General features: G+C 38.4%; 21 protein-coding genes. 8 read left to right on the forward strand and 13 right to left on the reverse strand.

Annotation, left to right across the window (positions count from 1 at the left end):
* Positions 1 to 100: 100 nt before the first annotated feature.
* A complete protein-coding gene (glgP, locus tag ACC612_RS08660) occupies positions 101 to 1,825 on the reverse strand; it encodes an alpha-glucan family phosphorylase (RefSeq protein WP_371854128.1) in 1,725 nt (574 codons plus the stop codon).
* Between the two features lie 365 nt (positions 1,826 to 2,190).
* On the opposite strand from glgP, the gene ACC612_RS08665 reads away from it, so the two are divergent.
* Entirely contained in the window at positions 2,191 to 3,852 is a 1,662-nt protein-coding gene (locus ACC612_RS08665; protein WP_371854129.1) for a PAS domain-containing sensor histidine kinase, read from the forward strand.
* A gap of 24 nt (positions 3,853 to 3,876) precedes the next feature.
* Here the strand turns inward: ACC612_RS08665 and ACC612_RS08670 are convergent, their stop codons facing one another.
* From ACC612_RS08670 to ACC612_RS08680, 3 genes are all read right to left on the reverse strand, one after another.
* Entirely contained in the window at positions 3,877 to 4,914 is a 1,038-nt protein-coding gene (locus ACC612_RS08670) for a hypothetical protein (RefSeq protein ID WP_371854130.1), read from the reverse strand.
* A gap of 95 nt (positions 4,915 to 5,009) precedes the next feature.
* Entirely contained in the window at positions 5,010 to 5,639 is a 630-nt protein-coding gene (locus ACC612_RS08675) for a type 1 glutamine amidotransferase family protein (protein ID WP_371854131.1), read from the reverse strand.
* A gap of 25 nt (positions 5,640 to 5,664) precedes the next feature.
* Positions 5,665 to 6,342, reverse strand: a complete 678-nt coding sequence (locus ACC612_RS08680) for a dihydrofolate reductase family protein (protein ID WP_371854132.1) — start codon at positions 6,340 to 6,342, stop codon at positions 5,665 to 5,667.
* A gap of 171 nt (positions 6,343 to 6,513) precedes the next feature.
* On the opposite strand from ACC612_RS08680, the gene ACC612_RS08685 reads away from it, so the two are divergent.
* The 3 genes from ACC612_RS08685 (at position 6,514) to ACC612_RS08695 (ending at position 10,830) form a co-directional block, all read left to right on the forward strand.
* Entirely contained in the window at positions 6,514 to 9,015 is a 2,502-nt protein-coding gene (locus tag ACC612_RS08685; protein WP_371854133.1) for a DUF3656 domain-containing protein, read from the forward strand.
* 406 nt (positions 9,016 to 9,421) lie between these two features.
* Complete coding sequence (locus ACC612_RS08690; RefSeq protein WP_371854134.1) at positions 9,422 to 9,556, forward strand: hypothetical protein; 135 nt, start codon at positions 9,422 to 9,424, stop codon at positions 9,554 to 9,556.
* A 488-nt stretch (positions 9,557 to 10,044) separates the two neighbouring features.
* Positions 10,045 to 10,830, forward strand: coding sequence for a helix-turn-helix transcriptional regulator (locus ACC612_RS08695; RefSeq protein WP_371854135.1), 786 nt, complete (start codon positions 10,045 to 10,047; stop codon positions 10,828 to 10,830).
* A 23-nt stretch (positions 10,831 to 10,853) separates the two neighbouring features.
* On the opposite strand, the gene ACC612_RS08700 is transcribed toward ACC612_RS08695, so the two are convergent.
* The 3 genes from ACC612_RS08700 to ACC612_RS08710 form a co-directional block, all read right to left on the reverse strand.
* Positions 10,854 to 13,103, reverse strand: a complete 2,250-nt coding sequence (locus ACC612_RS08700) for an ATP-binding protein (RefSeq protein ID WP_371854136.1) — start codon at positions 13,101 to 13,103, stop codon at positions 10,854 to 10,856.
* Between the two features lie 9 nt (positions 13,104 to 13,112).
* A complete protein-coding gene (locus ACC612_RS08705) occupies positions 13,113 to 13,493 on the reverse strand; it encodes a response regulator (RefSeq protein WP_371854137.1) in 381 nt (126 codons plus the stop codon).
* Between the two features lie 170 nt (positions 13,494 to 13,663).
* Positions 13,664 to 14,458: a DUF1638 domain-containing protein gene (locus tag ACC612_RS08710; RefSeq protein WP_371854138.1), complete on the reverse strand. Its 795-nt coding sequence runs from the start codon at positions 14,456 to 14,458 to the stop codon at positions 13,664 to 13,666.
* A gap of 185 nt (positions 14,459 to 14,643) precedes the next feature.
* On the opposite strand from ACC612_RS08710, the gene ACC612_RS08715 reads away from it, so the two are divergent.
* Positions 14,644 to 15,750: a winged helix DNA-binding domain-containing protein gene (locus ACC612_RS08715; RefSeq protein ID WP_371854139.1), complete on the forward strand. Its 1,107-nt coding sequence runs from the start codon at positions 14,644 to 14,646 to the stop codon at positions 15,748 to 15,750.
* Positions 15,751 to 15,795: 45 nt separating this feature from the next.
* On the opposite strand, the gene ACC612_RS08720 is transcribed toward ACC612_RS08715, so the two are convergent.
* The 5 genes from ACC612_RS08720 to ACC612_RS08740 form a co-directional block, all read right to left on the reverse strand.
* Positions 15,796 to 16,593 (reverse strand): DUF1638 domain-containing protein, encoded by a 798-nt coding sequence (locus ACC612_RS08720; protein ID WP_371854140.1) that lies wholly within the window; start codon positions 16,591 to 16,593, stop codon positions 15,796 to 15,798.
* A gap of 64 nt (positions 16,594 to 16,657) precedes the next feature.
* Positions 16,658 to 17,236 carry a TetR/AcrR family transcriptional regulator gene (locus tag ACC612_RS08725; protein WP_371854141.1) on the reverse strand — a complete coding sequence of 193 codons (579 nt, stop codon included), beginning with the start codon at positions 17,234 to 17,236 and terminating at the stop codon, positions 16,658 to 16,660.
* 212 nt (positions 17,237 to 17,448) lie between these two features.
* Positions 17,449 to 18,294, reverse strand: a complete 846-nt coding sequence (locus tag ACC612_RS08730; RefSeq protein WP_371854142.1) for a GyrI-like domain-containing protein — start codon at positions 18,292 to 18,294, stop codon at positions 17,449 to 17,451.
* A 127-nt stretch (positions 18,295 to 18,421) separates the two neighbouring features.
* The gene (locus ACC612_RS08735; protein WP_371854143.1) at positions 18,422 to 21,826 is read right to left on the reverse strand and encodes a response regulator; all 3,405 of its coding nucleotides are present in this window, start codon (positions 21,824 to 21,826) and stop codon (positions 18,422 to 18,424) included.
* A 3-nt stretch (positions 21,827 to 21,829) separates the two neighbouring features.
* Positions 21,830 to 22,201: a response regulator gene (locus tag ACC612_RS08740; protein ID WP_371854144.1), complete on the reverse strand. Its 372-nt coding sequence runs from the start codon at positions 22,199 to 22,201 to the stop codon at positions 21,830 to 21,832.
* Between the two features lie 223 nt (positions 22,202 to 22,424).
* On the opposite strand from ACC612_RS08740, the gene ACC612_RS08745 reads away from it, so the two are divergent.
* From ACC612_RS08745 to ACC612_RS08755, 3 genes are all read left to right on the forward strand, one after another.
* Positions 22,425 to 23,288 (forward strand): YihY/virulence factor BrkB family protein, encoded by an 864-nt coding sequence (locus ACC612_RS08745; protein ID WP_371854145.1) that lies wholly within the window; start codon positions 22,425 to 22,427, stop codon positions 23,286 to 23,288.
* Positions 23,289 to 23,401: 113 nt separating this feature from the next.
* Positions 23,402 to 23,767: a VOC family protein gene (locus ACC612_RS08750; RefSeq protein WP_371854146.1), complete on the forward strand. Its 366-nt coding sequence runs from the start codon at positions 23,402 to 23,404 to the stop codon at positions 23,765 to 23,767.
* 40 nt (positions 23,768 to 23,807) lie between these two features.
* Positions 23,808 to 24,131 (forward strand): cupin domain-containing protein, encoded by a 324-nt coding sequence (locus tag ACC612_RS08755; protein ID WP_371854147.1) that lies wholly within the window; start codon positions 23,808 to 23,810, stop codon positions 24,129 to 24,131.
* Positions 24,132 to 24,169: 38 nt separating this feature from the next.
* Here ACC612_RS08755 and ACC612_RS08760 read toward each other — a convergent pair whose 3' ends face one another.
* Positions 24,170 to 25,090, reverse strand: a complete 921-nt coding sequence (locus ACC612_RS08760; protein WP_371854148.1) for a S16 family serine protease — start codon at positions 25,088 to 25,090, stop codon at positions 24,170 to 24,172.
* Between the last annotated feature and the right edge of the window lie 170 nt (positions 25,091 to 25,260).

Below are 25,260 nucleotides of genomic sequence, written 5' to 3' on the forward strand. Positions count from 1 at the left end.
GATAATGATAGGTGTTGTCATTTGTCATTAAAAATGAAAAGGCAAATGAATGCACGAAAGATCATCTGCCTGATCTTGTTATTGTGAACTATTTAACTTGTCAGCGATCTTCATTATATGGGAAGTATGCATTTAATACATACTCCTGTATCATTCTATGAGTATTAAAGAATGAACCATTTATAGCAATTGAATGTGTCATCATACTAATAAATTGTTCTCTATTCTCATAGAACATAGGTATAATTATATTTTCAAGTTTCTCATATAAAGAGACAGCATCGAATGAATGATTTCGATTTTCTCCGTTTCCAATAACAGCTTCACCTATAGACCAACCTGTTAATCCTTCTATATTACCTTCTATCCACCATCCATCCAGTATACTTAGGTGGGGAACACCGTTAAGAGCAGCTTTCATTCCGCTGGTTCCAGAGGCTTCCAAAGGAGGAACAGGTGTATTCAGCCAAATGTCTACTCCAGCTGTTATCATTGCACCCATTGTCATGTTATAATCTTCAAGGTATACTAGTTTTATATCGCCATTTAGAGATTGCTTAGCATGGAATATATTTTGGATGAGTTTCTTTGCTTCATAATCCCTTGGGTGCGCTTTTCCTGCATATATTATCTGGATCTTGCCAACCTGAGAAGATATCTTTTTCAATCTTTCAATATCCTGGAACAATAAATCAGCTCTTTTATAGGTAGCTGCCCTTCGTGCAAATCCTATCGTCAACACATCTTCATCTAGGTAAATGCCCGTTTCGTGGCCTACAAAATCAATCAATTTTCTTTTAGCTTCCATATGAGCTTCCCATATTTCCTCTTTTGGAATGCTCAGTGCATATCGAAGGCTGAAATTATCCTGTTTCCAGATAGGAATATACTTATCATAAAGTTTCTGGAAAGGTTCTGATACCCAGGTACCAGCGTGCACTCCATTCGTAATAGAGTTAATAGAATAACCTGCAAAAATGGCTCGTGAAGCTTCACCATGCTTTTTAGCTACTCCATTTACATAGCGACTCAGGTTTAGGGCCAGACGTGTCATGTTGAGGGAGTCTCCTTTATGGAGTACACCTTCTAATGCAAAGAAATCCTCTCTTGGTCCCAGCACTTTCCGTGCAAGCTCGACAGAAAATTTATCGTGACCAGCCGCAACAAGGGTATGTGTCGTAAATACACATCTTCTTCTCACGGCTTTTCGATCATTTTCAATTAAATAGCTTCTTCCATCTCTTTTTGCGTGCTCATCCAGTAACTCAAGTGTCAACAGCGCTGCATGTCCTTCGTTCATATGGAAACTCTGAATATTTTGATATCCAAGGGAACGCAGCATTCTGATACCTCCAATACCAAGAATAACTTCTTGACAGAGTCTGTAATGCTCGTCTCCACCATAGAGATGGTGCGTCAAAGTTCGATCCCATTCATTGTTCTCAGGCATATCTGCATCAAGGAAATAGATTGGAACCTTATAGCCACCAACGCCTTTTACTTCATATCTCCACACTTTTAAATGGATGGTTCTTCCTTCTAGCATGACAAGAGTTCTTTGTGGCATTTCCTCCAAAAGAGATTCAACAGCCCATGCTGCTGGCTCTTCTTTTTGCCAGCCATCAGACTCTATTTTTTGACGGAAATATCCTTTCCGGTAAAGAAGAGTTATCGCAACCATTGGAACTTTGAGATCAGCTGATGAGCGAATCGTATCACCAGCCAATATTCCTAAACCGCCGCTGTAAGTGTGAATTTTCTCATCAATTCCTATCTCCATAGAAAAATAGGCTATTGATCTTTTTTCATCTGCTGATTGCTGCATATTATCCTCAGTATTATGTCAATATTAATGATAAAGGGTTCGAGACTTCGAAAGCAAACGTATTGTTAAACATATCAATGGTCAGTCGAGTATTATATTTCCCCTTAAATGTTTTACTATAATATCAAATTTTCATTAGATAAAATCTGTTGACAAAAAGGTAGTGTCATGTTTATACTTATCGAGTATGGATTTGTCATACTAGTTTTTATGGATACTTGTAGATATTTTGGTGTCCGATGTTTCATGAAACAATTAAATGTGATAACATCTGTAGAATCATTTTATATATCTCTAATTATATATATGTTTACTCGAAGAGTTAAGATCAATAATCTATCACCTAGCTTCATGGAGCTCCAAATATGAACGATGCGGAAAAAACAAAAGAACAGCTTCTTAAAGAAGTCGAGGAATTAAGAGTACGTCTTAAAGAGTTTGAATCCAATTCGTTTAAGCAACAAAGAATAGATATTGTTAATAATATACATCTACTCAGTGAGCTTTCAAGAACTCATGAGCAACTTCTTTCCATTCTAGAAGCTTTTGATCAGCCAATTTATGTTTGTGATCCACTTGGTTATGAAATTCTGTTTGCGAATTCCCCTCTAAAAAAGAAATATGGACCTGAAATAGTAGGAAAGAAATGCTATTCAGTTTTCCAACAGCTCAAAGAGCCATGTTCTTTTTGCACTAACAATCGAATTTTTGGAGATAATCTTGGTCAAACGTATACGTGGGAATTTCAGAATAATATTGACAACCGGTGGTACCGTTGCATAGATAAAGCCATTAAGTGGCCAGATGGACGAATGGTAAGATTTGAAATAGCTACTGATATCCACGAACAGAAAATGTCGGAACAAGTTTTGCAGGAAAGTGAGAATAAGTATCGTGAGTATATAAATAACTCTCCTCAACTTATTTTTGTAGCAGATACATCTGGCAGATACATTGATGTGAACCCAGCAGCGTGTGTGATAACCGGATATTCCAAAGATGAATTATTGAACATGCATCGACTAGATCTCTATGCTCCTGAATCTAAAGAAGATGCTATTAACTCATTTAAACATCTTTTGGATATAGGTAAATCAACCGGAGAATTTTGCTTTCTCAAGAAAGATGGAAGCAAATTTCATATGACTGTTGAATCTGTGAAATTATCCGAGGAAAATATCATAGGTTTCTGTACAGATACTACTGAACGCAAAAGAACTGAAGAAGATCTATTAAAAGCTAAAATTGCTGCTGAGAACTCAAACCGCACAAAAAACGAATTTCTTGCTACCATGAGCCATGAATTAAGAACGCCACTTAATTCTATCATAGGTTTCTCTGAAGTGCTTTCTGAAGGATATTTTGGACAATTGAACGAAAAACAGACAAAGTATTTAAAAAATATACTCAATAGTGGAAAGCATCTTTTGACATTGATTAATACTATTTTAGATATTTCTAAAGTGGAATCCGGAAAAATGCAGCTCTATGCAGAAAAAATATATCTGAAAGATATAGTGGATGAAATGATCTCTGCAATGCAGTATCTTGCAGCAAGTAAAGAGATAATACTGAAACTTCAGCCAGGTTCACAATTCGCAGCAGTGCAAGCTGATAAAGCAAAACTGAGGCAAATATTGTTTAATCTAATTGGAAATGCCATTAAATTTACAGAGAGTGGCGGTTCAGTAATCATTGGAACAGGACAAGATGATAAAATGGCCTATATTTCTGTAACAGATACTGGGATTGGTATCTCTGCCGATGATTTGGACAAACTTTTCATACCATTCACTCAGCTGGATTCATTCTGTGCAAGACAATATGAAGGCACAGGCTTAGGACTTGCTTTAGCAAAAGAACTTGCTGAGCTGCACGGTGGAACTATATATGTAGAAAGTGAGGCTGGAAAAGGTAGTACCTTTACTTTGGCATTGCCTATTCGGGATGACAATGCATCATCATTGGCTACAGATAAAAATGTAAAAGTTCACCAGCAGTCCAATTTATTCTGCTCAAAAGCATAATTTATATAGAAAAGAGATGGAAGATCATGTATTCTGCCATCCCATATCTTTCATTGCCTGCACAGCATCTGGCATAACCTTTAGAGTATAGGAGCATTGTTCAGTGTTGCCATCAGCTGTTATATCAGTGACTTCAATGCCGTAAACATTGCTATAATATGCAACAATAAGTTCGGATTCGGTTGGTTCTTTGAAGAACTGAATGTTTCCTTCGCCGTACCATTTTGCCCAGGGTGTCTCATTGCAGAGTATATTTTTATATTGCAGCGTTGTACGCTCACTTTCTATCGTCTGCTGGTTCATTTCATCCCAGACACCATCAATTATAGCTGATGTGACCAATCCCTGATACATATTGATATTCAAGGTGTGATTGGTTATGACCTCAGCTGTCATTTGATCTGAACGGTTTCCATAACCTGCATGGCTACTTATAAAACTATAAGTCAGGCTGTGTTGTTCAGGGAATGAATCCATAGTAGCATGGTTTATCAAAGTAAGGTTTGAACCATCATACTTGTAAGTACGTGCATTTTTGATCCAGTCTTCTGCAATAGTCTCTGTCTCTGTGTTGGATACATTAAGAGCATACTGTTTGAGGTCAAGTAATGCCTGATCTATCTTCTGCAGACCTTCTGGCATATAATCTTGTGAATATGGGTCCACTTTTACTGTTTTGTTGAGATTTGTCTGCTGCAGGCTGATTTCAACAATACCAACGTCTGCAACTACAGGCTGGCCTTCTTTAGGCACATATGTATCACTCATTTCCAGAAAACCCGTTTCGCTGAAAAGCTGCAGCAGATTTGAACGAGTACTTGCGTTTAATGGTTTGGTAAACCTTTGTGTTAGTTCGTGGTTCGGACCATAATAACTAAGGACTACAGAGGTATCATTTATCACAAGTTCCTGAAAGGCCATATTAGTCATCACAAATCCACCGTATGTAAGATGAACAATAGTAGCATCTTCAGAGATATTTGTTGTTTCTGTAGGCTTTTCAGTGCATCCTGCAACTATCAGGCTAAGTGTCAGGGTTAGTATTAATAAAGCTTTGTTCATGCAATCCCCCTCATTAATCTTCATTCCTTGTACTCTATTACTCTAAAATTTCAATTATTTGAAGATTGCTTATATTAGATGAAATTTCAATGAACTCAATCTTGTAAGGAATCCATAAGTTCAAAAAAATACTTTGCATCATGCGTTTGATACAGTTTATACCATGCTTCAAGCGTTTTGGAAGAAAACACATTTAACTCTTTTAATACCTCACGTGTAAATTCAAGAGGAGCAATTCCGGATGCAGTTATGAGTTTCTTGTCTGTAACTGCAGGTTCTTGCCTATAGAATGCCTCACCGGCATAGTCTGGAGAAACTGCCTTCATGTAACCAAGGTCATTGCTGGTATGCTTACGGTTGTCTAACAGGCTGGCCTGAGCCAGGCCTACAGTTGCACCGCAGATCGCAGCAACAAATACATCGGCAATCAGGAACTCTTCTATTTTTTTGATGATTGGATTATGGAGTGGTTCAAGCCATGTGTCCCCACCGGGTAAAATCAAAATGCAGGCATCAGCAGCGCTGCAGGCTTCGACTGTAATATCCGGTATTATATGCATGCCACCCATTGTAACTATTGGTTCTGTTGTCAGACCAACAGTTCTTACTGTACACCTCGTTGCATCTTTCTTAAAATAGCGTCCGGAGTTCAATTCAGCAGTTAGGTAGCCAATCTCCCAATCGGCCATAGTATCAAACACATACAGGTAAGCGATTTCACTCATTTTGATCCCTTGTCTTAATGGTCTATTATTCATATTTCACGCGATACATGAGCCAGAGATGATCATTTTCCATTACCTCGTGTTTTACCATTTCAAGCTTCATTCCTCCAGTTGGAGAATGCAGTTTGCTGAATAGATTAACAGAAATGTTCCCGACAATCACCGGAGAGATCAGAAGGCTTATTTCATCTATAAGTCCCTGTTCAAGAAGCTGGCAGTTGAGAGTTACACCTGCATCTGTTGTTATTGTTTTGGCTCCATACCTTTTGGACACCAGTTCAAGGGCTTTTTTCAGGTCTACATGATCGTTCCCTACGAAGAAATGGTCATAATGCCTTTCTTCAAGGTATTTAACGTATGATTTAGGAGTACTTTCTGAAAGCAGCACTATAATATCTCTGCAATGTTCGTATCTTCTCAAAACATACAGCATCCCTTTTAATATTCCCTTTGAGTCTGGTATTATCCAGGGCACACAATATTGAGATTTATCAAGAGGCTTTATAAAGTCCGAAGCTTCTTCCTGTGGTGGTTCAGGGTAAAACATTTCTATACCCGTTTTGGCGGTGTTGGAACCTACCAATACCATATCTGCATTGAACCCGGCAGCTATCTGGTAAAATAGTCCTATGTTTGGTTCGAAATGCAGAGTAGAGCCGTCAAGGCTGATAGCATTGTGCATTATAACTTTTATTCCTTCCAAAAATTATCCCTCTTATTTCTTGAATCCTTTAACAATCTAATATTCTATAAGATTTAGATGGAGACGTCTGTTAAATATGCTTATCTGTTCAGCTGTCAACCTTTTTATAGTGAAAGTTCCTTCACTTGAAGAAAATAAAGTACTTTTACTAAGGATACGGGAAAAATGAGTGTGCCAGCAATTGAAAAAGAGTGCAGACTACCAGAGATACTGGCCCCTGCCGGTGACATGGAAGCATTGAAAGCAGCTATCAAAGGGGGAGCTGATGCCGTATATCTGGGTGTGGGTGAATTCAATGCACGTCAGGGTGCTACCAATTTTACCCTGGAGAACCTGGAAGAAAGTATAGATCTTGCTCATTCTTACAATGTTTTGATATTTCTGGCACTCAATATCCCTATCAAGGAACATGAGCTTCCATTGGTGCTTGAGATCGTTGATCGCTCCTATGTCATGGGTATAGATGCAGTGATCATTGAGGATCTGGGACTTGTGGATGTACTGCACAGCAGATACCCGGACCTTCCTTTACACATAAGCACGCAGGTTACCGTGCACAACACACCAGGAGTGCATTTTCTGGAGCAAATGGGAATTTCCCGTGTAATTCTTTCGCGGGAGCTTACAACTGATGAACTAAAGCACATTATAGAAAATACTGAGCTCAGTGCTGAGATATTTGTACATGGTGCTTTATGCTATTCTTATTCAGGCAGATGCTTATTTAGTAGTTTTGTCACTGATCGAAGTGCAAACAGAGGCGCATGCGCCCAGCCTTGCCGCAGGCGTTACAGAGTATTTGTCGACGGACGGGATGTCAGCAACCTGATGAATGGAGCATATCCTATCAGCTGTGCTGAACTGTGTACTCTTGGTGGTATCAAGGAAATATTAGATACCGGTGTGAAGAGCCTTAAGATCGAAGGCAGGATGAAAAAGCCTGAATATGTTACAGCCAGTTCCAGGGCTTATAAAACTGCTGTGGAAAGGGTATGTGCCAGCGGGAAAAACCTTGAAGAAACTGAAGTTACTGGCATGAAGAAAGAACTTGCTAAGTTGTTCTATCGCGGTTTCACTGATGGTTTTGTACTCGGAGCAGATGACGTAACCCATGCAAAATACAGTTCTAATTACGGTGTTCTCCTTGGAAAAGTAAAGGAAATCAGATATGGGGAACACAGTGCAGGTATCAAGCTGGTTCTGGAAGACGATGTGCATGTGAATGATGGTGTAAGCATCAACACCAATTCAAAAATGCTTGGTTCAAAGATCACTGCCATTGAACTTCTTAACCGTAACAAGGTCGAAAAAGCTGAAAAAGGCACTACTGTCATATTGCAGATCAGTTCAAAAACAGCAAAGGCTGTGCGTATCGGTGATGAGGTGTACATTTCCACAGATACTGAACTACTTGATGATCTGCAGAAGCTGGAAATGGTAAAACTTCCGGTGGATATTCATGTAAAAGCATTCAAGGGCCACCCGCTTTCAATAAAGGTTACTGAGAACAGAAGCAGTGTTGAATATATTGACGAATACCAAGTACAGGAAGCCAAAAGTGCGCCTACGACACAAGAACAAATAACAAAAGCAATAGATAAACTGGGAGATACCCCATATCATGCTGGTTCTATAGTAATAGAAGCTGATAATGGCATATTCATCCCGGTAGGTGTACTAACTTCAGCCAGACGTAATGCGATAGAAAAACTCAAGCAGGATGTGCTGCAAAGTTACAAAAGGACATCTACTTCTTCTCAGCTTTCTAATTCAAGTTCTTTTGTCAGTTCTTGTAAGGATTCTCTCTTAACTGTGTCATCTGGACTAAAGAATGGAAAAACATTGCTAAGTGTGGAGGTATCAGATACTGCATCTCTGTCACTGGCTGTGAGAAATGGTGCTGACATAGTATACTTACCTATACATTGTTTTGAGGATTTATTGCAGGAACATAATTCTGAAGTTCTGCAGGAGATAAATACAAAAGGGATTCAAGTGGTTTTTATCACACCTCAGATTACCCATGATCATGAACTGGAAGCTCTCAAACATCTTTTTGCGGCAGTAAAACATGCTGGCCATAAGCTCGCCTGCTCCAATCTTGGAACTGTTCAGCTTGCTATGGAACTCAATGTACCTTTTGTGGCCCAGAAAGAGTTCAATATATTTAATTCAAATACTGCTTCTCTTTTCTTTGCTTGCGGAGCCTATCGTGTTACTCTTTCCAGTGAACTCAATCTTCAAGAGATAGCCAATGTCTGCAAGGCATTGGAAACCTGCAAATATCCCGGCCAGTTAGAGATCGTGGTACATGGCAGGGAGCTTATGCTCATTACTAAAAATGATCTTCTTGGACCTGTAGCAGCCAGAAAAATACTTGGCGACGATAGTGAAGCATATCTGGAGGATCAGCAAGGTAATAGATTCCCGGTCAAAAGACTGAGGCAGAGGACTCTTATATATGATTCAAAGGTGTTGAACATGGCAGAACACGCGGAACAAATCATTTCATCCGGCGTGCATGTTCTAAGACTGGACTTGTCGCTGTACAGGGGTAAAGCAATAAGGGACATTACAAGAAACTATAGGCTGGCATTGGATAAAAAAAGAGTAAGGCCTATATTTTACAAAGGTGAGATTGTCTCTTCAGGACATTTCTTTAAGGGAGTATGATCTGTCTCTCTTATTCTCATCTCTTTTTTTCTAGAAGTGTGTGAAGTAATCTCTTTTGAAATTATAATGCCATTATAATTTTCAACTCTGCATGAATTTAGGCTCAATTTATGTTATATAGAATAACTATTATCTCAAATACTGCCAATTGAGAGCTTTTCTCTATTGGAATGCGCGGGCTGGGAACTGGGGAGTTCCTATGAAGTGAGTGGAGTGTATGAAAATTGTCTCTTTCCGTGAGAGAACTCCATTTTCGCAAGAGAAGGGAGACTTAAAGGTAACTGGATGGTTCGGGTGGAAAAAGTAAAACCTCTGTGGTGAACAGATAAGAGAAAGAACGGCTTAGTTCCGTTCTTTTTCTTGAAAACCATTAAAAATCACTATGATCTTTTGGGGAGATATAATAATGAGATCGTTGAAGATTTGTCCTGAGTGCCATGCCAAATTCCAGGCTGATGAAAAGGATATACAGGTCTGCAAAGTGTGTGGATATTGGACACAAAAAGGTACTGTAAGAATTGAGTCAATAATGGTTGAGTGAGGGGAGAATAATGAGCGGTATTTTGAAAAAAAAGTGTAACTATTGCAATGTTGCAATGAAAAAACAAACAATTGGATTGAATTCTCTTTACTATTGTCCGGATTGCGGTACCATGATTACCGCAAATATAATTGAGATGAAACAAGGTGAGATGCTACATCACCTTCAGCCTATTTCTTCAAATCATTAAGTTTTCTATTATGGCAACTGCAAATAATTTTTGGGCTAAAGGAACAGGTGATATCATCACTTTGCTTCCTATTTTTTAGTCTATATATTTTTCTATATTCTGGTTGCTGTTATTTTGATTTCTATCAATTTAACATGTTTTTAAAGCTACACTGGTAATTGATAGCAAACATTTATAGTGGTCAGGAGATATAATTTAAAAATGAGGTTGTATACAGCATATAGCACGTAAGTGTCAGCGTTCTTTGTTTTTAAAGATGATCACGAATTTCTATGTGTTGATAAAGGAGTGTTATTATATGAGACGTTCATTGCTTGAGGTCATATTCATGTCAGAGAAAAGGAAGAATCTTTTGTTTCTTCTGAGGAGTGGACCTCGGAGAATGGAAGAGATACTTGAGGTTATGAATGTCAGCCGGCATGCACTCCTCCCTCAGATTAAAATATTATCTGAGAACGGTCTCGTTGTAAAAAACAAAGATATATGCAGACTCACGAAAATAGGAGAGGTTCTAGTTGAGGATATGGCACCTCTTGTAGGCACTTTAACGGTACTAGAGAAAAACTATGATTATTGGATAGAGCACGACCTCAGCTCTATACCCCCTCATCTTCTCAGAAGAATAAGAGAACTGGGATTTTGTAGAGTAATTGAACCTGATCTGAACAATATGTTTGAGATTAACAAGGATCTGGTTGAACAAGCACTCCGATCAAATTTCGTTATGGCAGCTACGGCTTTCCTGCATCCTTCGTACCCTTCAGTTTTTCTGGATTTTATAAAAAATAATGTCGATGTTTCTGTTATAATGACCGAAGATGCTATTGAAAGGCTGAAAGTTGATTATGGAAATGAACTAAAACTTTTCCTGGATAGTGGCTATGGAAAAATTTACGTCTATCCAGACCACATGCAACTTGCATCACTTTTCATCGCTGAAATGTTTCTGATGATATGCCTTTTCGACAAAAAAGGCAGATATGACCGCAAAGACCTCGTATTTTGTAATGCCAATGCTGTGCACTGGGGTCAGGAACTATTTGAGTATTATCTTTCAAAGTCAGATCCTATTACAAAGCTGTAGTTATATATTTCATAACCGGGAATTCATATCGGTTTCGTGATAGGTATCTCAAATACAAAACTAGATCCTTTTTCGATCTCGCTTTCAACCCAAACTTTGCCTCTGTGCATTTCAACATATTTTTTAACAAGCACAAGCCCAAGGCCTGTGCCCTGATATTTGCGACTATATGTGGAATCCAACTGTGTGAAAGCAGAGAATAACTTTTTCTGATCCTCATCACTTATGCCTATACCTGTGTCTCTGACTTCCATATGTAGTACATTAGATCTTATGGATGCGGATATATGCACTGATCCGTGTTCAGGTGTGAACTTAATGGCATTACTTACAAGGTTGTACAAAATTTGCTTGAATTTGAGTTTGTCTGCAGAGATTTCGTCGAGGCCAGGTTCTATTTCAAAGGTCAATTTGATGGACTTTGAAATGGAAAAATTTGAGAGAATATTCTTGACATCCGTATAAACTTCGCTTATAGTAAACTTCTCATAAGCAATTTGCATTTTTCCTGCGTCTACTTTTGAGAGGTCAAGTACATCGTTGATAAGAGCAAGAAGGTGGCGACCACTTGTAGATATATTCCTGAGGTATTTGATTTGTTTTTCATTGAGATCACCTGTGGTTTTTTCAAGCAATATGTCTGAAAAGCCGATAATAGCGTTAAGAGGTGTACGCAGTTCATGGCTCATGTTGGCAAGAAATTCGCTCTTTGTTCGATTAGCTGATTCGGCAGTTATCCGTGCATCGATCAAAGCTTCTTCAGCCTTCTTTCTATATGTGATATCCCTGATAATTCCGGCAGCATTCCAGGTTCCATCTCTTAGTATAAAAGAAGATAATGATAATTCAACGGGGAATTTCTCTCCAGATTTTTTCCTGGCTTTTAGGGATATGGCTTGTCCGAGAGCTGAACCTTTGCTTGTAGCCATAAATTCTACAAGGCCATTTTTATAACCATCTTTGTATTCTTCAGGAGCTATCAGGCTGTGGAGATCTTTACCTATAACTTCTTCCTTAGCATATTCAAACATCTTCTCAGCAGCCCGATTCCAGAATGTGACCAGACATTTGTTATCCATCATTATGATCGCATCCTGGGCTGACATACTGATTTTTGCAAATTTATCTTCACTTTCGATCAATGATTGTTCTGCCTTTTCTCGCTTTGCCAGTTCCTTTTTATATTTTCGATTTACAGAATCAATGTATGTGGTCGTTAACCCCATCACAAAAATAATCATAAGTATCAAGGCGAAAAGATACCAATATCTCATTATGATATCTTTTAATGACATTTTTTCAATATCTTCATATGGCCCGACTCTCAGATCGCGCATCAGGTGACGTACCTGTTGGTAATCCTGCGAAACTGTCCATCCTCCTTTTTCATCAGGCATCTTTAAAAGTGCAATTACCACTTCTTCCGCAAGTTCGTCAGCTACACTATTGGTTCTGGCAAATACCCATCCCGGATAAAGTCTTGAACTGAGAAGGAACGGAAAACCTTCCACATGTTGCTGGTTAATTACTTTAAAATCTTCTAGTTCAATCAACCCTTCTGAAGCCATTTCTTCCAGAGTTCCTGTTCTAATTGCTCCTCCATCTACTTTTCCTTCTTTTACAGCGAGTACGACTGCAGTACTATTTCCACCAAATGAAACAGTTTTGAACGGACTATTTTTAAGAAGATCTTCACCCATTCCATAGATTAACGAGGGTGGTGGCTGATGAGTGCCTGTTTTTTGTGAAGTCTCTATTCCCCGTTCCATTTGTTGTATTTCGTGCAATGTGATCAAATAACTTGAAAAAGAAGTATTATCAACATACATGAAAGAGCGATTCCTTAAATCGCCAAGCGAATTTATATCAGTTCTATTAGCCTGAGTGATAAAAACAGCACCATTCATTGTATAGGATTTGCCTTCCCAATTATGCTTGTGAGTAGCGATCGCTGTTATCCCTTGCTCGTTTTCGCCTTCCACATACATCCATGGACCACAGATAATAAAATCGATTTCTTTTGCTTCGATTTCAGTGAAGTTATTGAACTGTATGGGAATGAGTTCAAATAAATTGGTATCAGTTTCAGCATTAAGGAAATCAACCGTAGTATTCCAATCATCCATTGTATGGCCACTGTCTGATCCAACCATTACGCCAATATTGATGGTATTCTCTTCACAGCTTGCAACAAAAGAAAACAAAAGTATTAAAAGAAGAATTAGGCTACTTCCTTTCAATAAAGTATTAAGGAAGTTTCTGCCTTTAAGCATAGGTATCACTTAGTCTTCCAGAGTTACTTCTCCCAGATGGGACCTTACAGTATCTCTGAAATAATGGATATCAATTGGCTTTGAAATGTAACCGCTACATCCTGCTTCGATAAAACGTTCTTCATCTCCTCGCATTGAGTGTGCTGTTAAAGCTACTACAGGTATATCTTGTGTCTGAGGATTTGACTTTAGCCTTAAAAGTACTTCCATTCCATCCATCTTTGGAAGTTGAATGTCTAACAGTATTAGGTCAATCCTCTTCTCTTTGACCTTTTCCAGGGCTTCGAAACCATCAATTGCCTGGATTACAAGATAACCAAAGGATTCCAACAGGTCAACGGTTAGTTCCATATTTACCGGATTGTCCTCTACAACCAGTATTCTTTTCATCTCATTCACATCTTTACTTTTTTCTATTTGGCCAATATTATATCATGTGATTACTAAATCTCGTGATCATAGAGACTGCAGTAATTTCAATTCACTTTTTCTATGATAAATAGTATTTCGATACTATATAAATATACTTATGACATTCTTTTTGGATAGAATATATCAAGTTATGTAGACTCTTTTCCGCTACCGAGTGCATTATAAAAGCATTTTTCGATGAGTTCTAAGCTTGCATCCATTTCAATTATTTCAAAATCGAAAGTTTTAGCAAATTCTTCCACCATACTGTCAAATCCCAGTTCATAGTTTAGACCGGTTTTTAATTTTGCTACTTTCTTGTAACCGGCATAGTCGAAAACGTATTTTGCCATTTTGGTATTATCCGGATCATTAGTAATCCCGGCAGATCTGATCATCTCTTTCCAATTAGCTGCCCACATGGGAGTCATGAAGAATGTGCCTACTCCTTTGAAACTTTTTAATTTGTCAAGGTAAGCAGCTCTGCCGCCAAGAACTGCACCAATGCAGTCATCTACAATTTCCCCATTTTCCTCCTTTAGAATGTATATTGGGCAGGAGCATTTGCTCATTTCTTTTTCGACTTTGCCCAAGACATTGCCACATAAACCATAGAACAACAGGACAGCCTGCGAGTATATGCTCATTTGTTCTATTTTTTCGTAAACTGTCCTTCGGAGGTTTTCAGGTACTGCATGTAATGCAAGTTCAAGCATGTGTATTATCACTATAGTGCTATCTGCAGGTGTATCAGCAATGTACTCTTGTACTTTTTCGAGGGGTATGAACTCATAATTATATCCACATTTGTCTAATTTTCCGGCAATGCTTGCACTATTCTCATCATCTATTATGATCAGTTTAGCAATGCTTCCATATTTTTCGATCATGAAGACTATTTCATCCTCGAACATCCTGCAGGCAATGATACTAAGAACGAACATATGAATCACTTTTTAATCCTTGAAGAGTATGGGGTGCTGTATTATATAAAGAGCATCGAATTTTTGGCAGTGTAGAACTGTCACTTTGTATTTTATTTTCAACTAAATCTTTTAAAGAATAGGTCCTGCCAATAAACAGAACATTTGGAGAAATGCATAAATTCAGATGCATCACTATTTAATAAGTGATCGATCCGGTAAAAGATAGGGATATATTGGACATTGCAAGCCTCCGGTTACACAACCAGCAGATAATAGGCACACTGTACCATACTCCAGGTGACTTGGTAAAGCATCTTGTGGCAATGCAGGCACAGGATTATGCCGGTGTCAAATGGTCTGTTGGGTTGAGACTGATCGAATCTACGAAATCGGATTTTGATAAAGCGATTGCTGATAAAACAATTGTGCGTACATGGCTTATGCGTGGCACTTTACACTTAGTTGCAGCTGAAGATATTCATTGGCTGCTTAAGTTAGTAGCTCCGCGTATAATTGCAGGTAGTAGAACAAGGCATCAACGCCTTGATCTGGACTATGAAACCTTTGCACACTCCAAAGATATATTCATTAATGCACTGCAAGGTGGAAAGCAGTTAACAAGAGATCAAATGTATAAATTGCTTGAAAACGAGAATATTTCTACAACAGGGCAACGTGGATATCACATTCTCTGGTGGGCGGCTCTTGAAGGACTTATATGCTTTGGACCGGAAGATGGCAAGCAGCAAACATTCGTGTTGCTTGATGAATGGATACCTAAGAAGATGATCTTAACGCGTGAAGAGGCTCTGGCAGAACTCGTCAGGAGATATTTTATCAGCCGAGGACCGGCTACATTACAGGATTTTGTCTGGTGGTCAGGACTTAAGGTCACAGACGCAAGGATTGGCCTTAAAGCGGCTGCATCGCAACTGGAACAAATAACAATTGGTGATCAGACTTATTGGATGTCTCCAAACGCACCAGAAACATCCAAAATAGTGCAGAGAATGTATCTGTTGCCCGGCTTTGATGAGTATATGCTGGGATATAAAGATAGAAGTGCAGTTCTTGATGGTCAATATTCACGACATATCGTGCCTGGCAACAATGGGATGTTCAGTTCGACAATTGTAAAAGATGGTCATATAGTTGGAACATGGCGACACACTTTCAAAAAGAATCATCTAATAATCAATCCACATCCCTTCATTGAATTCACTGAAGCAGAAAAGAAGTTATTTTCTGCAGCATCCAATGAATATGGTCGGTTTCTTGAAATGAGCGTGTCAATAAATTACGTGAAATGATTACTATTTGGAAATCGTTATTGATGTTTCCTCATTTCTTGCTATCTATGCTTTGATCTCGGTCTTCATTTTTAAATAACAGTCTTCAAATATCTTTTGGTTACCATTATCGAATTCCAATATTTCAAAATCGAATATTTCCGCAAACTCCTTTATAGCGTCATCAAAGTTCTCAGTATATGTAAGGCCCGTGTTGATCTTTGCAACCCGTTTGTATCCGACCATCTCATGGGTCTTTTTCATCATTTTCAGTGCTTTATCTGGATCGCCATGTAACCTGCTGTTTATATCAAGTAGTTCTCTCCAGCCTCTACTATACATGGGTGTAAATAGATACGTACCAGCATCGCTTACACTTTTGAGTATCTTCAGGTAGTTCTCAGTTCCTCCCACAGTGGCTCCTATGCAGTCATCTACAATCCTCTCCTTGTTATCTTTAAGGATATGCACAGGGCATGAGAGCGAATTCGCGGCAAAGTCCGTTTCGATATTTCCAAGTACGTTTCCGCATAGGCCATAGAAAAGTAATATTCCAGAGGAGTAAGGAGCAAGGATTTCTACGGTTTCATATATTTTCTTTTTCAGCTCTTTTGGATTTCTGTGAAGGCCAAGCTCCATCATGTAGATCAGAACAGTATATTTATTGGATTCATCGGAAATTGGGGAAATGTTCCCTAGAGGGAGCGTTGAATAATGGATGTTTGCTTTATCGAGCTTTTCTACGAACTCTCCTATGTTATCATTGTCAGCAACAATGATCTCTTCGATCCCAGTGTCGTTTTCAAGTATCCATATAATCTCATCCTGCATGATCTTACAGGAAATGATAGTCATAGTGGGCATCAAATTCCTCCAATTATATGTTTCTTGTTTGTGTTTACGTTTAGTAAATTGCATATCTAAAAGGTCAATTCTTGCATCCAAGGTCGGATTTTATAATTAAGATTGATCTTTCAAGCGTTTTTCTTCCCTTTATGCTAGCCAATTGCCTAGCACCCAGTAAAGTTTCAACTATTGCTTCCGCACGCATATCGACAGGCTCAGAAAAAATGAACTCTCCTTTTTGCAGACCATTTTTCAAAACCTCTGAAAACCATGCCAGAACATTGTCCATTAACAGCAAATGCTGTTCTTTTACCTTCTCAGGCAGTTCTTCAAAATCAAGTATAAGGGAGCCAATAGGGCAAATATTACGTCCTTCATCAAATTCTCTTAACATAAAATCAAAGAAGTATTGTAGTTCTTCACAGGCTGAACAACCCGATTGAGCCATTTTGGCAATATCCTTAGTAAATTGCTGTCTTATGCTTTCAAATATGGTTGTGACAAGGTCTTCCTTTAGAGGATAATAGTGATGAATGGCAGCATTCTTGATACCAAGTTTTTGAGAAATATCCCTGTAGCTAAACCCATTATAGCCTCTGCATTGCAGAAAAGTCCTTCCGTAACTTAATATCTGTTGATTGGTATTGTTCATCTCTTGCATAACTATGCACTTACTTACTAGTAAGTAAGTAGACGGTTTACATATAAGTACTATTTGCTTTATTGTGGAATTTAGGCTTATCATCTAGAAACAGCAAAGACAAACCCAATTTTTACGAAATATGAACTATATACGAAGTATCTATCTTTTGTTATATGACATATTACAAAAAATAAAAAAGGATGAGTTCTTAGAAACAAATCAAATAACTCTCACTTTGTTTTCTTTACCGGGATCTGTACCTCTGTGAGCAATTCTTCCTCAGGCACTTCCTTTGGATCATTAATATACAGGCTACGAGATTCACCTGCAATTGCAAGCCCATGCTCTGTCATGTACTCAAACAATCGCGAATACCCCACTTCTACGCCATCATAAGGACCCTTATATATCGCAGAAACTACCTGCACAGCAGGCATAGTTCTTTCTTTTATAGCAGAATCATCAACATTCACTCTGCCTGCAAAGGGAAGAGCTGTTTCTATGTCTGCTCCTATTTCTTTGTATTCTTTGTCATGGCAGATGAACATCACTGGTCCTGTGATTTTTGCATTACTGCGCTGGAAAGCTTGTGAACCCACGAATCCAAAAAGTTCACCAGCATGTTTACTTATTGTATCTTCATAAGTTCCGATCTCTCGTCTGCTCAGTACTCTCAATTCAGGTATATCCTTTATCTGCGGTTCACTTACGTTCATTCCAAGCAACTCCATTGCACTGTCTGGTTTGAGCAAGACCTGTTCGATTTTCTCAAGCCAAAGGATATCCGATCTGACTTCAAGGGCTCTGTTTCTCATCATATCTGAGATTATGTCCTTTTTCCCTTCCTCTTCTGCATCCAGCAATGTAGCGATCTCATCCAATCCAAATCCCAGCCAGCAGAGAGTTTTGATCTTTATACCTTTCTCTATTTGTGGGAAAGTATAATGTCTATATCCTGTAAACCGGTCCTTAGCTTCTGGAACAAGCAGACCCTTACGGTCATATAAACGCAAAGCTTTGCATGTCAGATGCGTCATCAGAGAGAACCTGCCAATGGGTATCCTATCGTTTGTCATCTTGCTCAATCCCTAATAGAGTTCAAGATGTGATAAAGGGTCGTTATTTGCCACGGGGCAGACTTTTGATCTTTACTTTTGCCCTCATTACTTTCACTTTTCTAATTGTAATCACCTCTCTTTTCTTTTATATTTCATTTTGTCTCTGGATTTCCTTCATAAGCTCAATAAGTTTCTCTTTGGTGAACATGCCTTTCTTAATAATAGAGGATACGTTCTCATTCAATGAGCTCATATCAGTTGAATCCAGGTCCTTTGCAGTACATATTATAATTGGAATGTCAATGGTTTCAGGTTTAGCCCTCAGTACTTTTACTACATCAAATCCATTTACATCAGGCATCATTAGGTCAAGAATTATTAGATCTGGTTGTTTTTCCAGTGCAACATCTATGGCTTCCTGACCACCGTAAGCTGCAAGAGCATCAATTCCTTCGGCGTTCAGCATCGCAGTTATCAATTCGACTGCATTTTTCTCATCATCCACAACAAGTACTTTAAGAGGAGACTTTACTGTATTTTCCTTGATTCTTTTAAGTGTAGCAAGAAAAGCTTCTTTTTGTATAGGTTTTACAAAATGATCTGCAGCACCCCAAACTATCCCAATTCCCTGTTCTTCCAGCATGGTTGTGATAATCACTGGAATTTTCTTTGTATTATCGTTTTCTTTAAGATTTTTTAGTACATGCCATCCGTTCATTTCCGGCATCATTATATCTAGGGTAATGGCGAAAGGTTTCATTTTCTCTGCCAGTTTAAGAGCTTCTTTTCCATTTTTCGCAGATGCTACACGGTATCCTTCACTTTTCAGAGTTACTTCAAGTAGTTCTCTGGAAGAATCGTCATCCTCTACTACAAGTATGAGTGGCTCATGAACATTTGAAGGAATAGATTCTATCATATGCGGACCAGATTTACTGGATTCTGGTATCTTAACTGTGCTTTTAGTTGATACTTGAGCAGGAAGTGGTTCTATCTCCGTAGTTCTATTTTCGTTTAAGTCCGGTTTCAAAGGCAATTCAAAAATGAAAGTTGAGCCTTTTCTAAGTTCGCTTTCGACCCAGATCCTTCCTTTGTGCATTTCCACGAATCTTTTAACCAGGGAAAGGCCAAGTCCGGTTCCTTCATATTTACGGGTTGTAGTGGAGTCAAGTTGTTTGAAGGGTTGGAACAACTTCTTTTGATCATCTTCGGATATTCCAATACCCGTATCTTTCACACTAAATTGCGCTTTATTTTCTACTATAGTTGCAGAAATAGTGACCTTTCCACCTGCAGGAGTGAACTTAATGGCGTTACTTGCAAGATTGAAAAGTATCTGTTTGAACTTCAATCTATCTGCATATATCTTTTCAAGTTTTTCATCTCTATTCAATTCAAGTTTAAGTCCTTTTTTATCTGCAAGAGGGGATACTAATTGTTTCACTTCATCGATAACAGCATATGCACCAAACAGTTCACAGTTCAACTCCATTTTTCCGGCTTCTATCTTGGAGAGGTCAAGTATGTTGTTTATAAGTGATAACAGATGCTTTCCACTTATGGATATATTACTCATGAATTTCTTTTGTATTTCTTGCATTTCTCCGACACTACCACCTAGCATCAGGTCAGAGAAACCTATTATAGAATTAAGAGGTGTGCGCAGTTCGTGGCTCATGGTTGAGAGGAATTCGCTCTTGGCACGATTTGCCATCTCTGCATTTATCTTGGCTTGGATGAGTTCTTGTTCAGCCTGCTTTCTTTCAGTGATATCGCGGATTATAGATACATAGTTCCATGATCCATTCTTGAGTTTAAATGCAGAAAGAGATACCTCTACAGGGAATTCAGTTCCATTCTTCTTCCTGCTATTTACGGCGAAGACTTGACCAATGGCCTGTTTACTTTCAACTGCAAATCCTGTAAAGCTATTTTTGTATCTCTCTTTATATTCTACCGGAACTATCAAATCGTAGATCTCTTTGCCCAATGCTTCTTCTCTGGCATAACCGAAAATCTTTTTAGCAGCTGGATTCCAGAAAGTTACTACAGATTTATCATCTACCATTATAATTGCATCTTGGGCAGAGTTACTGATCTTAGAGAATTTCTCTTCACTTTCTATCAATCCTTTTTCAGCTTCCTTTAGCTGGCTCATATCCACAAAACTCTCGACCAGATAACTTTTATCAGAAAGTGATACCGGTATAATTGATCTAAAGACAGGGATATCTTTTCCATCTGCATTGATCAACACACCTTCAGATTTAGCAGGAAGCATTTCTGGATAAAGTGTACTGCAATCCTCTTTTTCCCGTGGGCAAAGCAAATTACGACAGATGTTACCCACTATCTTTTCTTTTGGCAGACCAATTATTTCTACAGCTGTCGGATTAACATCAGTGATAATATGTGTCTGTGCATCTATTAAAAGCGTGCCACAAATAACACTTGAAAGCACTGTCTCCATTTTGTGTTGATTTTCCTTTTCAACCTGCTTAAATTTTATTTCGTTTTCTTCAAGTGCTTCAAGCATATAATTAATGTTATCTGAAAGATCCTTTAGTTCATCGTTACCAGTCATTTCTACACGAGATGAAAGCGATCCATTTTCAGTTATAATTGCCAGATTGTTGTTCAGTGAAAAGATCCTGGATATAAATGCCTTATCTACAATTATTTTAAGAATTATCCCACAAATAACTGCTATGCCTATATTTGCAATGATTACATTGTTACTAGCAGATTTGCCTCGAAGATAGATATCCCTAGACATCTCGATGTCTAATAATAATACTGGATTTCCATTTATATCATTCAATACGGTTGTCCCTACAATAGAACTTTCATTAATAGGAACAATGTACACATTACTTTCTCCATCTATAATAGTATCAAGATCAGATGAGGTTTTATTTTCATTGAAAGCTTGTACATTAAGTGATAACTCAGTTGTTTCTTCAAGCTCCTCAATTAGGGCATCATTCAAGTATCTTCCAACTATCAAAGTGCCTTTTACATTTTCACGTTCTGTACTCGGTGTAATGGGGTTAGATGCAACAAGTAGTGGTCCGTTGTGAGTTACAATAATTCCACTAATATGCGTGGGATGGGAATTATTTGAAAAAAGTACTTTATAAGACGAAACATCTTCAAGCACAGTGATCGGAATTTCTTCATATTCAGAATCTTCCAGATTTGTCCCTACAGCATATAATAGCTGACCTGAAGCGTTATAAAATAACATTATGTTTGAGTTGAGGTTAACTAATGTATCAATGTCAAGGTTTTCCTCAGGATAATCTCCGTATTGTCCTTGTACAAAATTATATGTGTCATCCCAATTTCCCCAATCCTTTGCTATAATAGCTAGGTTATTAGTATGAGTACCTAGTGCTGCATCTGCTCTTTCAACGTTCTTTTCAACCTCGTGTTTTTCCAGTTGACCAAAACTATTTCCTACTATTTGTTCATTAGCTAAATATAGAAAAGCAAAGAAAATAGTAAATACAACTACAATGGTCAACAGCATTGCATCGCGTATTTTCATAAATCAGGCACCTTTATTCATGAACGATTGTACAGTTCCTATAAAGCTGGATACATCAATAGGTTTTGAAATATAGCCTATGCAGCCGGCATCAATGAATTTCTCCTCATCCCCTTGCATAGCATGTGCCGTAAGTGCCACAACAGAAATCTGCTTCAGGTTTGGATTCTCCTTTATTCTTTTCAGGATTTCCATACCATCCATTCCAGGAAGCTGAATATCTAATAAAATAAGATCAAAAATGCTCTTATTGAGTGCTTCAAAAGCTTCCAATCCATCAAAAGCCTGTGTTACCTCCATCCCATTTGATTTTAGAAGATAGGCAACTAATTCCATATTCATTAGGTTATCTTCTACTACCAGTATACTTGCCATAGGAACCTCACAATTATAACTTCATACATATAAAATTACATATTTAATAAACATTGCTATGGACATGCCATGTTTATTTAAGCAGATCTCTTCTTTCTATCCTCAAATATTTTGCAATAGTTAAAACTAATTTTAAATATTTATTGAACATCAAATATGTGAAAGTAATTGCTTTTTCATGCTTTCGCAAAACATATACAATAAGAAACACTAATAATAATTGGTGAAAGCTGGAAACGTCAAGGAACTTGCAGTCAGCACACTCAAGAGTTGGAGAAATCACCGCTCTATGACTGATAGTGCAGCTCTGTCATTTTATATACTTCTGAGTTTACCTGCTATTCTACTCTTTTCTGTTTCCATGGGAAGCCTCTTTTTGGGTTCAGGACAGGTTCAGGATAGCATCCTGGAATATATGGGAGGAGTAGTTGATAATAGTGTCATGGGGGGGTTAAAGGCTTTTCTTACAAATATGCCGGAAACTGGTTCTCTTTCTTTAAGTGCATTGACTGGTCTTCTTCTCTTAATATGGAGTGCAGGCAATGTATTCAGGCAGTTTAAAAAATACCTTGACAGGATCTGGAAAGTACCAATGTCCAAAGGGAATTTTGCAAGGAACTTTCTGGAAGATACGTTATTTTCACTGATAACGGTAGTTGTTTTTGGCGGGCTCATCATGGTGAGTACCGTATTGGAAGCCCTGATGCTCACAAGTTCAAGGTTGTTGCACACCTTTCTTCCATTTTCAGGAATTATTCAATATGCTGGAACTGTTACAGCCTTTATAGTCCTTGTGATGCTCTTCGTTTTTATATATCTTGTACTGCCGGATGTTGATGTGACTCTGATGTGTGCAATTGCAGGTTCTACAGTGACTGCTTTTTTGATAACTATAGGGAAATATGCTGTTGTATTCTACATGAAATATAGCGATCTTACTTCTGTCTATGGTATCATTGGCTCTGTGATCGGTCTGTTATTGTGGATATATTACAGTTCCATTGTGATAACCATTGGAGCAGAGTTCACTAAAGTTTATTCCCAATACTTGTCAGATATAAATGTAAATCATACGATGACTTCATAGAGGGGTTATACCAAATAGCTGTCAAATCCAGTTCTCAAAATTCCACTTTTATATCATTTGTATAGGCATAAACTTAAATCATTTTATATGTAACATTAATCTGGAGTGGTTTCATGCCAACAATAGTTCATCTGGATATTCCGGCAGATGATCCGGAAAGAGCAAGCAAGTTCTATTCAAAGCTTTTTGATTGGAACATCGAACTGAATCCTGAATTTGAGTACTATTTGGTCAATACCAAGGGACTGGATGGTGCAGATGGTCCGGGAGGAGGTATTGGAAAGAGGCAGGGAGATCAGAAGATCACAGCTTATGTAGGTGTACCGTCTGTTGACGAATATATCACAAAAGTGGAGGCATTGGGAGGAAAGGCCATTGTTCCAAAGATGGCTGTTCCAGGAATGGGTTACCTTGCAGTTTGTCTGGATACGGAAAATAATACTTTTGGTCTGTGGGAAGATAATCCGGAAGCAAAGTGAACAGTAAGGTTAATACTTCAAGTGAACCCTTTTATATCCCATGTTCTGCAAAAGTGATTCCAATGGTTATCGGGAAGTGCTTCCTGGGATATACATGAAAACAGTTGTCTACGGGGAAAGTACCTTGATGACCGAGTTCAGGTTGAATAAAGGAAGCATCCTGCCTGCACATGAACATATGCATGAGCAGACAGGTTATCTTGTTTCAGGAAAGATGATCTTATCCATAGATAACGACTCTTACGAAGTGGTGCCCGGAGACTCGTGGAATATTCCAGGCGGTGTCCTGCACTGTGCTGAAATCCTTGAAGATTCAGTGGCTATCGAAGTCTTTTCACCCCGCAGGGATGAATATATCCAGTAACTATTACCCAAATCTCTTTTTAGCATGGAGTATGCTCTTTAATTAACAAAGGCATACTGCATGACATCTTCTATGGAATCAACATACTCTACGCGAATTCCTATATTTTCTTCAATATAAGGTTTTGCATCAATGATCTCTGGTATTCTCTCAACAAAGGAAAAGCCACCAATCTTCTTTTCGACATAAGTATATTGCACGAGCTCGCTGTTCTCTCTCGGCAGCAGGAATAGTTGCTTGCCACCATCCTTTGCAGCCTGTGCTTTCTCCAGTACTCCACCAATTGCACCTATGTGACCGTACTGATCGATAGTTCCTGTCAGAGTAACACTATCATTCAATTGCTCGTGATTTATAGCTGATATCATGAGCAATGTCATCAGTGCACCTGCACTGGGTCCGTCAACTTCCGGTATTTCTCCTACAGCAGTTATGCTGAATATGGTATCGCTGGACATAAGATTCACATCTGTCAGATTCTGTGCCACGAAAACTGCTGTGTTGGCTGCATCCTGAAACACTACTCCCATGAGCGGTTTTGTTTCAACAAGCACCCTGCCTTTGCCCGGATTCAATTCCACTGAAATATTCATCAGTGATCCTTCTTCAGTTACTATCTGCCGGATAAAAGGCCCGTCAATAACATTTTCTACTCTCTGGTATACAGCAGGAGCCTGAAGGCTCGCATGTCCTTCATATTCATCTGCAGACATGCCAGCGCTGCTTCCCAATTCGTTCAATTGCTGTCGATAAAAATCGATCTGGGAAGCATATGACTGAAGAGAGACATTATCCTGGCTTATCTGTGCATTCAGATCTTCGTTTTTTTCTTCCAGAGAATTGATACGTTCCTGCAACAGTTGTACCTGATCATCATTTACTGGTTGTTCTACTGCAAGCAGGTAGAGATTTGCACTGATCGATATGATCAAAAGGAAAATTAAAATCCCTTTGCGCATGGTAATGCATACTGTGTTTTCCAGTATATACCCTTTACTTTTGATTGTTAGTATTATGTTTTTCAATAGTTGGACAAATCTCATCATAATGATGACTTCCATATATACTATTTAGGATATATTTTTATAGTTGAATAACGAAGGATGACTTGTTCAGGAGCCATAAGGTG

The organism is Methanomethylovorans sp., assembly GCF_041447285.1.
Classification (GTDB): Archaea; Halobacteriota; Methanosarcinia; order Methanosarcinales; family Methanosarcinaceae; genus Methanomethylovorans.

What these genes read in the sequence shown, in the direction of transcription:
- ACC612_RS08665 (WP_371854129.1), top strand. Translation starts at nt 2,191, where the DNA reads ATGAACGATGCGGAAAAAACAAAAGAACAGCTTCTTAAAGAAGTCGAG.
- ACC612_RS08735 (WP_371854143.1), bottom strand. Translation starts at nt 21,826, where the DNA reads ATGAAAATACGCGATGCAATGCTGTTGACCATTGTAGTTGTATTTACT.
- ACC612_RS08670 (WP_371854130.1), bottom strand. Translation starts at nt 4,914, where the DNA reads ATGAACAAAGCTTTATTAATACTAACCCTGACACTTAGCCTGATAGTT.
- ACC612_RS08700 (WP_371854136.1), bottom strand. Translation starts at nt 13,103, where the DNA reads ATGCTTAAAGGCAGAAACTTCCTTAATACTTTATTGAAAGGAAGTAGC.
- ACC612_RS08730 (WP_371854142.1), bottom strand. Translation starts at nt 18,294, where the DNA reads ATGACAAACGATAGGATACCCATTGGCAGGTTCTCTCTGATGACGCAT.
- ACC612_RS08760 (WP_371854148.1), bottom strand. Translation starts at nt 25,090, where the DNA reads ATGCGCAAAGGGATTTTAATTTTCCTTTTGATCATATCGATCAGTGCA.
- ACC612_RS08755 (WP_371854147.1), top strand. Translation starts at nt 23,808, where the DNA reads ATGTTCTGCAAAAGTGATTCCAATGGTTATCGGGAAGTGCTTCCTGGG.
- ACC612_RS08725 (WP_371854141.1), bottom strand. Translation starts at nt 17,236, where the DNA reads ATGCAAGAGATGAACAATACCAATCAACAGATATTAAGTTACGGAAGG.
- glgP (WP_371854128.1), bottom strand. Translation starts at nt 1,825, where the DNA reads ATGCAGCAATCAGCAGATGAAAAAAGATCAATAGCCTATTTTTCTATG.
- ACC612_RS08675 (WP_371854131.1), bottom strand. Translation starts at nt 5,639, where the DNA reads ATGAGTGAAATCGCTTACCTGTATGTGTTTGATACTATGGCCGATTGG.
- ACC612_RS08690 (WP_371854134.1), top strand. Translation starts at nt 9,422, where the DNA reads ATGAGATCGTTGAAGATTTGTCCTGAGTGCCATGCCAAATTCCAGGCT.
- ACC612_RS08750 (WP_371854146.1), top strand. Translation starts at nt 23,402, where the DNA reads ATGCCAACAATAGTTCATCTGGATATTCCGGCAGATGATCCGGAAAGA.
- ACC612_RS08720 (WP_371854140.1), bottom strand. Translation starts at nt 16,593, where the DNA reads ATGCCCACTATGACTATCATTTCCTGTAAGATCATGCAGGATGAGATT.
- ACC612_RS08710 (WP_371854138.1), bottom strand. Translation starts at nt 14,458, where the DNA reads ATGTTCGTTCTTAGTATCATTGCCTGCAGGATGTTCGAGGATGAAATA.
- ACC612_RS08740 (WP_371854144.1), bottom strand. Translation starts at nt 22,201, where the DNA reads ATGGCAAGTATACTGGTAGTAGAAGATAACCTAATGAATATGGAATTA.
- ACC612_RS08695 (WP_371854135.1), top strand. Translation starts at nt 10,045, where the DNA reads ATGAGACGTTCATTGCTTGAGGTCATATTCATGTCAGAGAAAAGGAAG.
- ACC612_RS08705 (WP_371854137.1), bottom strand. Translation starts at nt 13,493, where the DNA reads ATGAAAAGAATACTGGTTGTAGAGGACAATCCGGTAAATATGGAACTA.